Origin of the sequence: Novosphingobium rosa NBRC 15208 (assembly GCF_001598555.1) — a bacterium.
GTDB lineage: Bacteria > Pseudomonadota > Alphaproteobacteria > Sphingomonadales > Sphingomonadaceae > Novosphingobium > Novosphingobium rosa.
Window position 1 is genome coordinate 1 of the sequence record NZ_BCZE01000027.1, and the last position, 13,552, is coordinate 13,552.

Annotated in this window: 10 protein-coding genes; 5 read left to right on the plus strand and 5 right to left on the minus strand. The window is 65.0% G+C overall.

Annotated elements, in window-relative coordinates:
• Positions 1-219 precede the first annotated feature (219 nt).
• Both SR3_RS11100 and SR3_RS11105 read right to left on the minus strand, forming a co-directional pair.
• A complete protein-coding gene (locus tag SR3_RS11100; RefSeq protein ID WP_068085356.1) occupies positions 220-1,392 on the minus strand; it encodes an acetyl-CoA C-acetyltransferase in 1,173 nt (390 codons plus the stop codon).
• A 229-nt stretch (positions 1,393-1,621) separates the two neighbouring features.
• Positions 1,622-2,218: a TetR/AcrR family transcriptional regulator gene (locus SR3_RS11105; protein WP_068085359.1), complete on the minus strand. Its 597-nt coding sequence runs from the start codon at positions 2,216-2,218 to the stop codon at positions 1,622-1,624.
• A gap of 307 nt (positions 2,219-2,525) precedes the next feature.
• On the opposite strand from SR3_RS11105, the gene SR3_RS11110 reads away from it, so the two are divergent.
• Positions 2,526-3,212 carry a type 1 glutamine amidotransferase domain-containing protein gene (locus SR3_RS11110; RefSeq protein WP_068085362.1) on the plus strand — a complete coding sequence of 229 codons (687 nt, stop codon included), beginning with the start codon at positions 2,526-2,528 and terminating at the stop codon, positions 3,210-3,212.
• Between the two features lie 30 nt (positions 3,213-3,242).
• Here the strand turns inward: SR3_RS11110 and SR3_RS11115 are convergent, their stop codons facing one another.
• From SR3_RS11115 to SR3_RS11125, 3 genes are all read right to left on the minus strand, one after another.
• Positions 3,243-5,999: a TonB-dependent receptor domain-containing protein gene (locus tag SR3_RS11115; protein ID WP_068085365.1), complete on the minus strand. Its 2,757-nt coding sequence runs from the start codon at positions 5,997-5,999 to the stop codon at positions 3,243-3,245.
• A gap of 121 nt (positions 6,000-6,120) precedes the next feature.
• Positions 6,121-7,080 (minus strand): FecR family protein, encoded by a 960-nt coding sequence (locus SR3_RS11120; RefSeq protein WP_068085367.1) that lies wholly within the window; start codon positions 7,078-7,080, stop codon positions 6,121-6,123.
• Positions 7,047-7,625 carry an RNA polymerase sigma factor gene (locus tag SR3_RS11125; protein ID WP_068085370.1) on the minus strand — a complete coding sequence of 193 codons (579 nt, stop codon included), beginning with the start codon at positions 7,623-7,625 and terminating at the stop codon, positions 7,047-7,049. The genes SR3_RS11120 and SR3_RS11125 overlap by 34 nt, the downstream gene beginning before the upstream one ends.
• 239 nt (positions 7,626-7,864) lie before the next feature.
• Here SR3_RS11125 and SR3_RS11130 point away from each other — a divergent pair, with 239 nt between their 5' ends.
• From SR3_RS11130 to SR3_RS11145, 4 genes are all read left to right on the plus strand, one after another.
• Positions 7,865-10,333, plus strand: a complete 2,469-nt coding sequence (locus SR3_RS11130; RefSeq protein WP_245653872.1) for a TonB-dependent receptor — start codon at positions 7,865-7,867, stop codon at positions 10,331-10,333.
• Positions 10,334-10,342: 9 nt separating this feature from the next.
• On the plus strand, positions 10,343-11,860 hold the full coding sequence (locus SR3_RS11135) for a CehA/McbA family metallohydrolase (RefSeq protein ID WP_068085377.1): 1,518 nt from the start codon (positions 10,343-10,345) through the stop codon (positions 11,858-11,860).
• Between the two features lie 100 nt (positions 11,861-11,960).
• Positions 11,961-12,572 carry an RNA polymerase sigma factor gene (locus tag SR3_RS11140; protein ID WP_084455412.1) on the plus strand — a complete coding sequence of 204 codons (612 nt, stop codon included), beginning with the start codon at positions 11,961-11,963 and terminating at the stop codon, positions 12,570-12,572.
• Complete coding sequence (locus SR3_RS11145; protein ID WP_068085380.1) at positions 12,535-13,497, plus strand: FecR family protein; 963 nt, start codon at positions 12,535-12,537, stop codon at positions 13,495-13,497. Before SR3_RS11140 ends, SR3_RS11145 begins: the two co-directional genes overlap by 38 nt.
• Positions 13,498-13,552 lie beyond the last annotated feature (55 nt).

A 13,552-nucleotide genomic window follows, 5' to 3' on the forward strand; every position in this document is an offset into this window, starting at 1 on the left:
TGAATGTCTGCGTGGTGCATCGGGTTCGGCGATGGCTGATCGGCGCAGCATTGAACATTTAAAAGCCTGCGGCGCCAAAGAAGAAGGCGCCGCAGGCTTTTTATAATCAAGGCGCGGAACCGGTTGTCCGCCGCGTTTTCACGACACCATCGCCGCGAGAGATAAAGGGATTGCAAAGGGCGATGGCCCTTTGCCCGCCGGAGGCGAAACTTCCCTTTCTTATAACCGCTCCACGATCGTCACATTGGCCATCCCGCCCGCCTCGCACATGGTCAGCAGCCCATAACGCGCCTGCCGGTCATGCAGAGCGCTGACCAGCGTCGCCATCAGCTTGGCGCCCGACCCACCGAGCGGATGCCCCAGAGCAATCGCCCCGCCATGCACATTCAGGCGCTCCGGATCGCCGCCAAGAGCCTGCAGCCAGGCCAGAGGCACCGGGGCGAAGGCCTCATTCACCTCGTACAGATCGATGTCGGAAATCTTCAGCCCCGCCTTGCCCAGCGCCAGTTCGGTGGCGGGAATGGGCGCTTCCAGCATGATGATGGGATCGTGGCCCAGCACCGTCATCTGGTGCAGGCGGGCCAGTGGCTTGAGGCCCAGAGCTTTAAGCGCCTTCTCGCTCACCACCAGCACGGCGGCGGCGCCATCGCAGATCTGGCTGGCGTTGGCGGCGGAGATCACCCCGCCCTCGGTCAAAAGCTTGACGCTGGAAATCTTCTCGAGGCTGGCGTCGAAGCGGATACCTTCATCCACCTTGTGGATCACGGTCTCGCCCTCGGCGGTGACCACCTCCAGCGGCACGATCTCGGCATCGAATTTTCCGCCTTCAGCCGCAGCGGCGGCGCGGCGATGGCTTTCCAGCGCATAGGCATCGAGCACCTCGCGTGAGAGGCCATATTTGCGCGCCATCATCTCGGCCCCGCCGAACTGGCTGAAGGGGGTTGCGCCATAGCGCTCATCGATGCCGGGGCTGCGATAGGTGCCGAAACCGTGCTTGGCGGCCAGCGTCCAGGGCAGGCCCATCGGCACGCGGGTCATGCTTTCCACGCCCGCCGCGATCACCACATCCATCATGCCCGCCATCACCGTGGCCGCCGCGAAATGCACCGCCTGCTGCGAGGAGCCGCATTGCCGGTCAACATGCGTGCCGGGCACGGATTCAGGCAGGCCGCCCGCCAGCACGGCGTTGCGGGCGATGTTGGCGCCCTGCTCGCCGCCAGGGCAGGCGCAGCCCATGATGACATCCTCGACCAGCAGCGGGTCGATCCCGGATCGCTCGATCAGCGCGGACAGCACCTTGCCCGCCAGATCGGCCGGATGCACCCCGGCCAGACGCCCGCCCCGCTTGCCGCCCGCCGAGCGCGCCACGGCCACGATATAGGCTTCAGCCATCCGTTCTTCCCTTCAAGATTCTATACCAAGATGCATTTTTATAGAATCGAACCGCTTTGCCATCAAATCAATTATGCATGCAGGAGCAAAATCTTCGGGCCGTCAGCTATGTCGATATGGCTGGCGAGGCCGGGGCGCCTGTCCACGGCATCATTGGCCGGATCTGGATCGTCGGTGGCCACGCCATTGCTGCGGCTGAACCGCCCGCCATGGCGGAGACGGAGCGCGACTATCGAGCGTGCATGCCCAGCGCCATCCGCGTGGCCTCCAAGGCCTTCTCAAACGGATCATGCGTGCGCAGGATCTTGACCATCACGCTGGCGCCAAGCCACTGATAATAGAGCGTCGCGGCCAGATCCGCCGCTTGGCCCGGCACGCGCAGCGAACCATCTGCCGCGCCAGCCTCGATCATGATCTGCATCCGGCCAATGATGCCGTTGGTGCCCGCTTTCAGCGCCAGCCGCATCGGCTCCGACAGATCAGCAACCTCGGCGCCCAGCTTGACCGCGAGGCAGCGCCCCTGACAGTCGGAGGTGCTCTGATTCTCGCGCCAATTGGCGAAATAGAGCATCAGCCGCTCGGCGCCGGTCAGGCCCGGCTTGGCCAGAATGGCGTCGATCGCGGCGAGATAGTCCGCGAAATAGGCGTCCAGCAAGGCCTCGCCAAAGGCATCCTTGGATTTGAAATAATGATAGAAGGAGCCCTTGGGAACACCCGCCTCGGCCAGGATTTCCATCAGGCCGACGCCGGAAAAGCCTTTACGGCCCATGATCGCCTGCCCTGTCGCCAGAATGACGCTGCGTGTATCCTTTTCCATCACCGACATGTACGCAACCTTTCCTTCCTCACTCATAGACCAGTCGGTTCAAAAATGGAAGCCTGAGGATAGCAATCACCCCACTCAGAAATCATGGGATATTGATGCCCATCTCTCACGATATCAGGTCAATTCGCACCGCAAGAAATTTTACTAGACGACCGGTCTATATATGGCTATCTGAGTCGCTGTCGGCAGCGACACCGCGTTTCGTTTGATAACAGCATCGGCGCCAACCGGTCCAAATCGCAAGACGACCGGTCTAATTTAACCACCCCCGCCGCCTCATGCGGCGCAGACGGCAAGGAGTTCCGACATGAAAATCCTGATGGTTCTCACCTCGCATGACACGCTCGGCAACACGGGCCACAAAACCGGCTTCTGGATCGAGGAGCTGGCCGCCCCCTATTACGCCTTCCAGCAGGCTGGCGCGCAGATCACGCTAGCTTCGCCCAAGGGCGGCCAGCCCCCGCTCGACCCCAAGAGCAACGAAGCCGCCTTCCAGACCGACGACACCCGCCGCTTCGAGGCCGATGCCGCCGCCATGGCCCAATTGGCCAGCACGCTGCGCCTTGCGGATGTCGACCAGCGCGATTTCGACGCGGTCTTCTATCCCGGCGGCCATGGCCCGCTATGGGATCTGGCCGAGGACGCAACGTCCATCGCGCTGATCGAAGCTTTTCTGGCCTCCGGCAAGCCCACCGCGCTGGTCTGCCATGCCCCCGGCGTGCTGCGCCATGGGCAAACCCCGGAAGGCCGTTCGCTGGTCGAGGGCAAGCGGGTCACCGGCTTCACCAACAGCGAGGAAGAGGCCGTCGGCCTGACCGACGTCGTCCCCTTTCTGGTCGAAGACGAATTGAAGGCCAAGGGCGGTGTCTTTTCGCGCGGCCCGGACTGGGGCTCCTATGTCGTTCAAGACGGGCTGCTGATCACGGGGCAGAACCCCGGCTCCTCCTTCGCGACAGCCCGCGCGCTGGTCGATGCGCTGACCATCAAGCGCTGAGCGCAAGGTCAAAGGTTCCGGTTTCAACGCCTAACGGATCACCGAAAGGGTCATGCGCAGCGCGCGCCCGAATTCGGGGCGGGCCAGAAAGAAGCTGGTCAGCCCCCCGGCGTTGAAGGAGCCCGCACGCGGATTGCCCTCGGTCACGCCCAGTGCGTTGGTGAGGTTCGTCGCGCTCAGCGCCAGCGTCGCATGTTCGTTCAGCCTGGCGTTCAGCGTAGCGTTCATCAGCGCATAAGGTGGCAGGCGCTGGCTGTTGGCGATATCGGCATAGCGGGCGGAATAATACGCCAGCTCCGCGCCCAGCCGCAGCCTGCCGCCCATCAGCGTCAGGCCGGGGGCAGCGCGCAGGGCCAGCACGGGCACGCGGATCAACTGGTTGCCGGTGGCATCCTGCGCCACGGGCTGGCCGCCCATCAGCGTGACATAATGAAAATTGCGATAGCGCGGATCCTGCAGCGTTGCCTGCATATCGATGGACATCGGCCCGAGCAGCTCGGCATGGCCTGACAGTTCCAGCCCGAGGGTGCTGGTGTCCGCGATGGAGGTCGTTTCGACATAGGCGTTGCTGGCGGTGTCGAAGCGGTAATCGGTAAAGGGCAGCCGCGCGAAATGGGTGGCGAAGCCCACGGCGGAAAGGTTCCAGCGCGGGTGCTCGGCGATGATCCCGGCCTCGGCCATGGTGATGGGGACTGCGGCCTCGTCATTGCGGTTGGGCATGGCTGTGAATTCGCTGGCACTGGGCAGGCGGTTGATCCGGGTGTAGCGCAGGAACAGGCCAAGGGTGGAAACAGGCCGATAGTTGACGCCCACCGTCGCATTCAGCCCTGAAAAGCGGCGGTGGATCGGGGTGAACTGGCCGGTCCCCGTCAGCACGGCATCATCGGCCAGCGTGGTGGCGTCGCCCAGATTGACGGCGGCGGCGTTCTCCATGCGGCCGCCGATCCGCGTCTGCTCCCATCGGCCACCCAGATCGACCCGCCAGCGCCGCCCCAGCTTCCACTCATCGGCCAGATAGAGCGCCAGATTGCTGGTATGCAGATGCGCATTGTCGAAAATCGAGCCGTAGCGGGTGAAGCCATTGTCGGTCAGCGCCCCCACCTGCCGCCCGGCGCCATCCAGCGCCACCACATCGAGCCGTCGCGCCTGCCCGCGCACATCGAGCAAGGCGGTGCTCATGCTGCGCGCAAAGCCAAGGCTGGTGTCGGCGAAGGTCAGGCCCAGCGCCAGATCGTGATGGCCGGCGGCGTCAACCCGTTGGATCAGCCTCGCATCGGTGATCCATTCGGTCATGGGCATGCGCACCGAGAGCAGGTTGGCGCCCACCACCAGCCCGTTGCCATTGCTGCCGGGCAGAAAGGGCTGATCGCTGCCAGCATAGCGGATGGCCGCGCTGGCAGCGGAAGGAAAGGCCGAGGACAGCTGCGGCCAGATGCCGGCCAGATAGCTGCTGCCCGTCACCGGCTGCCCCACGGGAAACAGCCCGTTGCGCAGGGTGGTGCCGCTGCGCAAGCGGCTCTTGATCTCCAGCGCGCCATGGGCGTCCAGCGTCCGCCGCGCGCGCAGGGTGAGAAAGCCGATGCGGCTATGCGTCCCCTGCGAGAGATCGAAATCCTGAGGGCCGTTCGCCGTCTTGAAGGGCACATGCACCTGCTGCGGCCCGGCCAGCGTATCGTACAGCGGATCGAAGCCGGGCACCGCCTGCACCCGGCCCTGCCCGTCAGCCTGAAGCGGCACCGGCAGATAGAGGATCACCCGGTCATCGAGCCATTTGCCATTGAGCGAAAGCTGCAACCGCCCGCTGTCATAATCGAGCCCCGCGCGGATCTGCCCGCCTTCATCCGCCGGATAGCCCGGATTACGCAAGCCATTGTCCCGGCGATAGAAACCGCCCAGCGACAGGCCCAGTTCCGGCGTGATCCGCATCCCCCAATAGCCATCGACCCGGCGATAGGCCGCGCTGCCCAGCGTGGTGGAGACCGTCAGCCCCGGATTCTTCAGCCCGCTGCGGGTGAGAAAATTGATGCTGCCGCCCGGCGCATTGGGCTGGAAAATCGCCGAGGGGCCGCCGCGCACCGCCTCCACGCGTTCGATGGTGGAATCGACGCGCATGATCTGATCGGTGTTGAGATAGGCAAGGCCGCCATCATACTGGATCGGCAGCCCGTCCTCCAGCATCGCCACCGAGGAATAGCCATCGGTGGGGATGCCCCGCGCGCGAATGTTGTTGCTGGCCTCGCCGCCCGTGGCCTCAACCCAGAAGCCGGGGATCTGGCGGAAGAGATCGGCGGTGGAGGGCAGCGGGCCATTGCGGTGCAGCGCATCGGCATCAATGCGGGTGACGGCGTAGCTCAGCTCGGTCTGGGCCAGCGCGCCTTGGGCAGCGCGGCCTGTGACCAGAATATCGGCCGAAGGTAGCAAAGCAATGGGCGGAGGCGGAGATAGGCGCGGAGGGTGAACGACCGGTTCCGCCTTGCGTGATGGCGCGGCGCGCAGAATGATCGTGCCCGGGGCAATGCTGGCAATCTCCAGGCCGCTGTTCTTCAACAGATGACGCAGGGCGCTGGCGACCGGCATGTGGCCATGGACCGCCACACTGCGCCGCGCGGCAGCGGTGGCATAGGGATAGAGGATTTCCCAGCCGCTCTGATGCGCCAGACTGTCGAGCGCATGGGCCAGCGGCTGGGCGGGCAGATCGATGCCGATCGCCGAGGCGGGCGGCGCGGCATGGGCAGAAACCGGGGCCGGCGCCGCGATCAGCAGGGCGGGAGCCAGCGCACAGAGCATGGCGCGCCGGGAAGCGCTGTGCGCCCTTCGCCCTCTCACCCTGATTCTGTGGTGACGCCCCGGTCCCTTCATGCGCCCGCGCATGGCGTTCAAATGCTGCCAGGGCGTGACAGGTCTGGGTTCAGGCCCCCGGCGGCTTGCGATAAAGCAGGATCCGGTCGCCCTGCTGGCGATGAGCGATGTCGAAACCGGCGGACAGCGCGGCCAGAAAGCGGTCGGGATCGTCGATGCGGAATTCGCCGCCCAGCCGCGTCTCGCCCAGCTCGGCATCCTGAAGCACGATCTTGCCGGGCAGATAGCGGTTGAACTCGGCGATCGCCCGCCCCAGCGGCATGCCGTTGAAGGCAATCTTGCCCTGCTGCCATGCGGTGGCAGCGCTCATCTGATCGGCAGGCGCATCGCTGATGATGATGGAGCCCGCTTTCGCCGTGGCCATCTGACCTGCCGCCAGCCTTTCCCCTGTATCCAGCCGCGCCTGACCGCTCTGCACCAGCAGATGGCCTTCCTTGCCGATCAGGCGCAGGTTGAAACTGCCGCTGCTCAGTTCCGCCGCAAGGGGTGCGCTGTGCAGCATAAAGGCGGCGGCATCGGGGCGGACGGTCAGCGCAGCCTCACCCTGCTCGATCCAGAACTCGCGCTGGCGACCAAAGCGCCATGACACCTTGCTGTCGGTGTTGAGCATGGCATGGCTGCCATCGGGCAGACGGATGCTGCGCTGCTCGCCCACGCCGGTGGCGGCATAGGCGCGCCCGGGCATGGCCAGCCAGCCGCCCACACCGCCCAGCCCCAACAAGGCGGCGAAAGCACCGCCCGCCACCGCCCGACGCGAAACACCCCGCGCGGGCAGTTCTTCCTGAACAGGCGCCTCTTCCACAACCGGCTGATCGATCATCCCCGCAAGCCGCCGGTCGCCCGTGCTGCGCCAGACCGCCGCCGCCTGAGCGAAGGCCGAGGCGTGAAAGGGGCTGGTGCGGCGCCAGGCCTCGAAAGCCTCCGCGTCAGCCGTGCCGCAATCGAGCGCGACCAGCCAGCGGGCGGCTTCCTCCTTCAGCTCCGTTCCAGTTTTTCCGCCTTCTCCCATGCCCTTGACTGCTCCGTATCCGCTTTCTTGCCGTGTCGGTCGACTGCCTGCATCAGAAAACGAAGGGCCTTGACCAGATGTGTCTCCACTGTGGAGACGGAGATGTTCATTGTTTCAGCTACCTGCCCGGGCCGCAACCCTTCAATTCTTCGCAACGTGAGCGCCTCGCGCATCCTTGGCGGCATCTCCGCCATGGCCTGGGCCACCTGATGGAGTTCGGCCCGGTCCATCGCCACCCGGTCCGGTGTGGGATCGTCATCGGGCACCTCCAGCATCTGCAGCGCGGCGCCCTGATCGATCCGCACCACATCGGCGCGGCGGAAACGCTCCACCGCCAGATTGCGGATGATGCGCAAGGTGTAGGCGTGAGGGTTGGCGATGCCGCGCCAGTCCTCCAGCGTGAAAAGCCGCGCATAGGCTTCCTGCACCAGCTCCTCGGCCTCATCCTCGTCGCGCAGCAGGCTCATCGCATAGCGGCGGGTCTGCTGGTGAAAGGCGAAAACATGATCGGCGAACCAGACGTCGATGTCGCGCAGCCAGGCCACAGGCGCCTCTCCATCCTTTGCCACCACCCCGGTCTGGAGCGATGCGCGGCACCGTTTAGGGCGCTTGCGTGACAGAAATCTGACATCCGGCGCCGCTAAAAAATCTTTCGCACATCGCCAATTTTTTCGCCGAAGCGGGTAGTGGAAAGCCTGCACGCCCCCGTCTGCGCCCCGAAGGCATGACCGGACAATCGCCGCTGATGGCGGCCCGGCATGACCGCAGGTTCAAAGGGGCATTTATGAAATCCTTGCTTGTCACCTCCTCGCTGATCGCTTTGCTGGGGGCCCATCCGGCGCTGGCCGGCGATGCCGCGCCCACCGATGGCCAGACCGCGCAGGGCGGCCAGTCCACCGACATCATCGTGACGGGCCGCGCCGGCATCGGCGAGCGCACCAAGGCGCAGATGAGCTATTCGGTCACCCGCATCGATGAGGAAGCGCTGCGCCTGCAGGCCCCCACCAGCGTGACCGAGGCGCTGAAATCCGTGCCCGGCTTCTGGGTGGAGTCCTCAGGGGGCGAGGCCAGCGGCAATGTGCGGGCACGCGGCGTGCCGGTCGATGGTTATGGCTCGATCCAGTTGCTGGAGGATGGCATTCCGGTGCAGCATGATCCCGCGCTGGGCTATCTCAACGCCGATCAGGCCTTCCGTCTCGATGAAACCATCGAGCGCATCGAGGTGGTGCGTGGCGGCCCGGCCTCGCTGTTCTATTCCAACGCTCCGGCAGGCGCGGTGAACTTCATCCCGCGCAAGGTGGGCGACACCGCCGAGGGGCTGGTCAAGATGACGCTGGGGGCCGACAGCCTCTATCGCGGCGATTTCTGGGTGGGCCTGCCGGTGGGCGAATGGAAAGTCGCGCTGGGCGGCTTCTACCGCTCCGAAGGGGGCGTGCGCGATCCGGGCTTCACCGGCAACCGGGGCGGGCAGATCCGCGCCACCGTCTCGCGCGAGTGGAACCGGGCCAAGTTCAGTCTGGACGTCAAGCGGCTGGATGACATCGTGGCCTTCTACACTGGCATTCCCATGCGCACCTATCCCGATGGCAAGATCCGCGCCGTGCCCGGCTTCAGCGGCAATTACGGCACGGTGGCCGGGCCCGAAACCGAGAAGATCAGCATGATCGAGGGCGACGGCACAAGGTACAACTTCGACAACAGCCTGGGCACGCAGGTGAAGCGCACCCAGATCACCGGCAAGTTCGATTTCGAACCGTGGGACGGCTGGAAGATCAGCAACACCTCGCGCTATGACAGCACCTGGACCCAGCGCAACGGCGTCTATCCCAACACGCTGCAAAGCGCCTCCAGTTTGCTATCGCAGCAGTCCGGCTTGCTCTCGCAGGCGCCGGGGGCCAGTGCGTTGCAATTGCGCTATGCCACCTCGGGGCAGGTCTATGATACCGCCAATCAGAACGGTAACGGGCTGGTCATCGTGGGCGGCCTGCGCGGCATCACCATGCCGGTCAATGAATTCATGAGTGACACCCATGTCTCGCACCGTTTCCACATGGGTTCGACCACGCATGATCTGACCTTCGGCTATTATTTCGCGCATCTCGACGAGAATTTCAGCCGCTATTCCTCCACTGCCCTGCTCGATGTGCAGAACAATGCGCGGCTGCTCGATCTGGTGGCGGTGAACAATGCGGGCAATGTGGTGAAGACCTTCACCGATCACGGCATCTACAAATATGGCTATGAGTGGGAAGACGCTCATGGGGAGCAGACCACCAATGCGCTCTATCTGGGCGATGAGTGGCAGATCACGCCCAAGCTGCGCCTCGATGGCGGCGTGCGCTGGGAAACGATGCGCGCGCGCGGCACGGTGGCGCTGAAGACCACCGCCAATCTGGGCACGCCCGCCACCTCGTCCATCATCACCGGCAGCGGGCTTTACGCCAATTATGACAACACCTTCAGCCATGCCACCTACACGGTGGGGCTGGATTATCAGATCACCCGCAAGGCCGGGGCCTTCGCGCGCTTCACGGCGGCCAACCGCATGCCCAGCCTTGGCAATTACATCACCAGCCCCACCGCCACGCCCATCACCCAGACGATGGATCTGGGCGAGATCGGCCTGAAATACGCCAGCCGCCTGTTCGACCTCTATGCGACCGGCTTCTGGACCAAATACAACAACATCTCCTTCACCAACTATCGCTTCGATCTCAACACCGGCGCTTCGGTGACCGAGGCGCTCTATGCCAACACGCGCACCCTAGGCGTGGAGCTGGAAGGCACGATCCGCCCCGCCAGCTGGTTCGATCTTTCGGGAACGGCCACCTTGCAGGATCCGCAATATCGCGGACTGAATTATGTGGATGCCTCGGGCAAAACCAACAATTACACCGGCAACCAGCTGATCCGCGTGCCCAAGGTCAGCCTGCGCATCGTGCCGGGCTTCAACCTGCTGCATGGCCGCCTGCGCGTGCAGGGATCGTGGGAGTATGAGGGCGCGCGCTATGTCGACACCGCCAATTCGGTGCGACTGCCCGCCTATGGCACGATCAATGTCAGCACCCGTTTCGACATCACGCCGCGCCTTTCGGTCTATGGCTATATCGACAATCTCAACAACTCGCTGGGCCTGACCGAGGGCAATCCGCGCGCGGGCGAGCTGCAGAATGGCGATGCGGGCGCCAACACCTTCATCGCGCGGCCGCTGATCGGGCGGAATTTCCGCGGCGCCGTGATGTACAAGTTCTGAGCCATGCCCATGCGTCTTGCCTCCGCTCTTGTCGCTTTGTCCTGCGCCCTTGGTCTGTCGGTTGCGGCAGCCTGGGCGCAGGCTCCCACACCCGCAAAAGTGGAGGCGGGCGCTCCATGGCAGGTTCTCGAAGGGGACCTCGGCCATGATCGCTTCGAACATTACACCGAACTGCCCTTTGACCTGCCCGCAGGCGTCACGCGCGTCACCATCCGCTTCACCTATGATCGCGCCCAGCACAGCGTGATCGATCTGGGCCTGCGCGATCCGCAAAGGTTTCGTGGCTGGGGCGGCGGCGCGCATGACCATATGACGCTCAGCACCGAAGACGCCACGCAGGGCTATCTACCCGGCCCCCTGCCCGCCGGGCGCTGGAACCTGATCCTTGGCGCGCCCAACATTCGACCCGGGGCCAAAACCCATTACCGGGCGCAGATCTTTATCGAACGCGCGCCGCAGATCACCGAATTCGCCGATGCGCCGCTGACAAACCATCCCGGCTGGTATCGCGGCGACCTGCATATGCACAGCGGCGACAGCGACGGCCATTGCCGCGCGCAATCGGGCAAGAGCGTCTCCTGCCCGGTCTATCGCGTCGTGGAAACCGCCGCCGCGCGCGGGCTCGATTTCATCGCGCTGACCGATCACAACAGCACCGCCAATTTCAACGCCCTGCGCGAACTGCAGCCCGCCTTCGACAGGCTGCTGCTGGTGCCCGGGCGCGAGATCACCACTTTCTGGGGCCACAGCAATGTCTTCGGCCCCACCGATGTTCTGGATTTCCGCATGGGCTCGCCCAATTGGGATCAGGCGCGGCGCTGGATCGACGCCGCCCATGCCGAGGGCGGCATCGTCTCGATCAATCACCCCGGCGCGCCTTCGGGCGAAATCTGCATGGGCTGCGGCTGGCGCGTGGACGATCTGCCGCAAGGCGCAGCCGATGCCGTCGAAGTGGTCAATGGCGGCACCATGCGCGAAACCGGCGCGGCGGACAGCCCGCTGCAAGGCTTCGCTTACTGGAACCGCCTGCTGAAAAGCGGGGCACATGTCACCGGCATCGGCGGCAGCGACAGCCATGAGGCCGATCGCTCCCCCACCGAAGCCGGCGCTTTGGGCATGCCCACCACCGTCGTCTATATGCAAGACCTTTCGGTCCATGGCCTGCTGGCCGGGCTCCGCGGTGGCCGCGTGTTTATCGATGTGGAGGGCACGCACGATCGCATCCTCAACCTCTCCGCCAGGGCGGGCTCACAGCAGGCCGATATGGGCGGAACCCTGCGTCTGCATGCGGGCGACAGCGCCGATCTGGCGGTGGAGGTCAAAGGGGTGAGCAGCGGCACGCTGCAACTGATCGTCGATGGGGAAAGCGATCCGGCCCGTCGGGTCGCGTTCGCGGGCGATGGATCGCTTTTCCTGTCGCCTTGGCATGCGGACGGGCGGGCGCATTGGCTGCGCGCCGATGTGCGCGATGCGCAGGGGCGCCTGCTGCTGGTGGGCAATCCGGTCTATATCGCGGCGGCCCTTTGACGAAGGCCACCATCCACTGACAGCACCCTGTCACCAAACTTACGCAAAGCCACGGTAGCGCGGCGGGCACGAAAGGCCCGCTGCCTCAGGACCGCGTATTATGTCTGCCGCTACCGCCTCGCCAGAGATCATCCGCTGGGTCGCCACGCATGTGGTGCCTCAGGAGGGGGCCGTGCGCGCCAGCCTGCGCCGCCTGGGCGTGAGCCAGAGCGATGCCGACGACATCATTCAGGACGCCTATTGCCGCCTTGCCGCCCTGCCCTGCGTGGCGCATATCGAGCGGCCCGGCGCCTATTTCATGCAGATGGTGAAAAACCTCTGGCGGGATCATTTGCGCCGCGCGCAGATTATCCGCTTCGAGGATTTTACGGAAAATGCCTCCAGCTTCGTCGAGGCAGAGGCGATGGGCATCGAGGAAGCCTGTGCGGCGCGTCAGCAGCTGCGCATGGTGGAAGAGATGCTGGCGCGGCTGCCCGAAAGGTGCCGCACCATCTTCACGCTGAAACGCGTGGAGGGATGCTCGCAAAAGGAGATTGCCGCGCGCCTTGGCGTCAGCGAAAGCGTGGTGGAAAATGACGTGCAGAAAGCCCTGAGGTTGATTCAGGCCGAAATGCGCGCCACAGCATGCCTGCCCGGGGAGGACACCGGATCGGCTCAGGAACACGGGAACTTCGTTGACAGGCAGCGTCGAAACTTCGTCATCAACGGTTGAAGCTGCCGCCGCGCGCTGGGCGGCGGCCCTTGATGCGAACCCGGACACCACCCCTGAGGGCCTTGAGGCATGGCTGGCGCAAAACCCGCGCCATGCCGGGGCGCTGCTGCGCGCTCAGGCCACGCTGGCGCTGTTCACCCCATCGGTTCAGCTTGTGCCGGACGCCGGGCCTGCCCCTCAGCCCACCCGGCGGGACAGGGCGCAAGGCTGGATGCGCCGCCATCAACGCTGGCTGGCGGGCGGGGCGGCGCTGACGGCGGCTGGCGTCGCGGCGGTGCTGCTCTATGCGCCGGGCACGGATCGCTATGCCACCGGCACGGGCGAGATGCGTCAGGTCACCCTTGCCGAAGGGTCTTCGCTGTCGCTCGACACGCAGACCAGGCTGAAGGTGACGATGGAAAGCGACGCCCGCGTGGTGCGGCTGGAGGAAGGCCGCACCCTGCTGCGCGTGCGCCACGATGCCAGCCGGCCTTTCCTCGTAAAGGCCGGCGCCATCACCATCACCGATATCGGCACGGTGTTTCAGGTGGTGCGCCGAGGCGATGCCGTCACCGTGCTGGTCAGCGAAGGCATGGTGGAGGTCGGCACGCCGGGCGGCACGCTGAGGCTGGGCGCCGGGCAGAGCGCCAGTTTCGATGGTCATGGCGAGCCCGTGGCTCAAGCCCTGTCCCCCGCCGCCATCGAACGCGCCACGGCATGGACCAGCGGGCGCATCGAACTGGACGGTGAACGGCTGGACAGCGCCATCGATGAGATGAACCGCCACAACCAGTTGAAAATCACGCTCGGCAATGCCGCCCTTGGCGGTGAAAAGCTTTATGGCTCTTTCCGCCTCGACGATCCCGAAGGCTTTGCCCGCACCGCCGCGCTCAGTGTCGGCGCTCAGGCGCGCGATCAGGGCGACACTATCCGCATTATAAAATAATCATAAAAGCCGAAGGAAATGCCGTCCCGCCCTGTCGAGCAGGCAAGGGCCCGGA

What these genes read in the sequence shown, in the direction of transcription:
- SR3_RS11110 (WP_068085362.1), top strand. Translation starts at nt 2,526, where the DNA reads ATGAAAATCCTGATGGTTCTCACCTCGCATGACACGCTCGGCAACACG.
- SR3_RS11135 (WP_068085377.1), top strand. Translation starts at nt 10,343, where the DNA reads ATGCGTCTTGCCTCCGCTCTTGTCGCTTTGTCCTGCGCCCTTGGTCTG.
- SR3_RS11105 (WP_068085359.1), bottom strand. Translation starts at nt 2,218, where the DNA reads ATGTCGGTGATGGAAAAGGATACACGCAGCGTCATTCTGGCGACAGGG.
- SR3_RS11120 (WP_068085367.1), bottom strand. Translation starts at nt 7,080, where the DNA reads ATGGGAGAAGGCGGAAAAACTGGAACGGAGCTGAAGGAGGAAGCCGCC.
- SR3_RS11115 (WP_068085365.1), bottom strand. Translation starts at nt 5,999, where the DNA reads ATGCTCTGTGCGCTGGCTCCCGCCCTGCTGATCGCGGCGCCGGCCCCG.
- SR3_RS11140 (WP_084455412.1), top strand. Translation starts at nt 11,961, where the DNA reads ATGTCTGCCGCTACCGCCTCGCCAGAGATCATCCGCTGGGTCGCCACG.
- SR3_RS11100 (WP_068085356.1), bottom strand. Translation starts at nt 1,392, where the DNA reads ATGGCTGAAGCCTATATCGTGGCCGTGGCGCGCTCGGCGGGCGGCAAG.
- SR3_RS11130 (WP_245653872.1), top strand. Translation starts at nt 7,865, where the DNA reads ATGAAATCCTTGCTTGTCACCTCCTCGCTGATCGCTTTGCTGGGGGCC.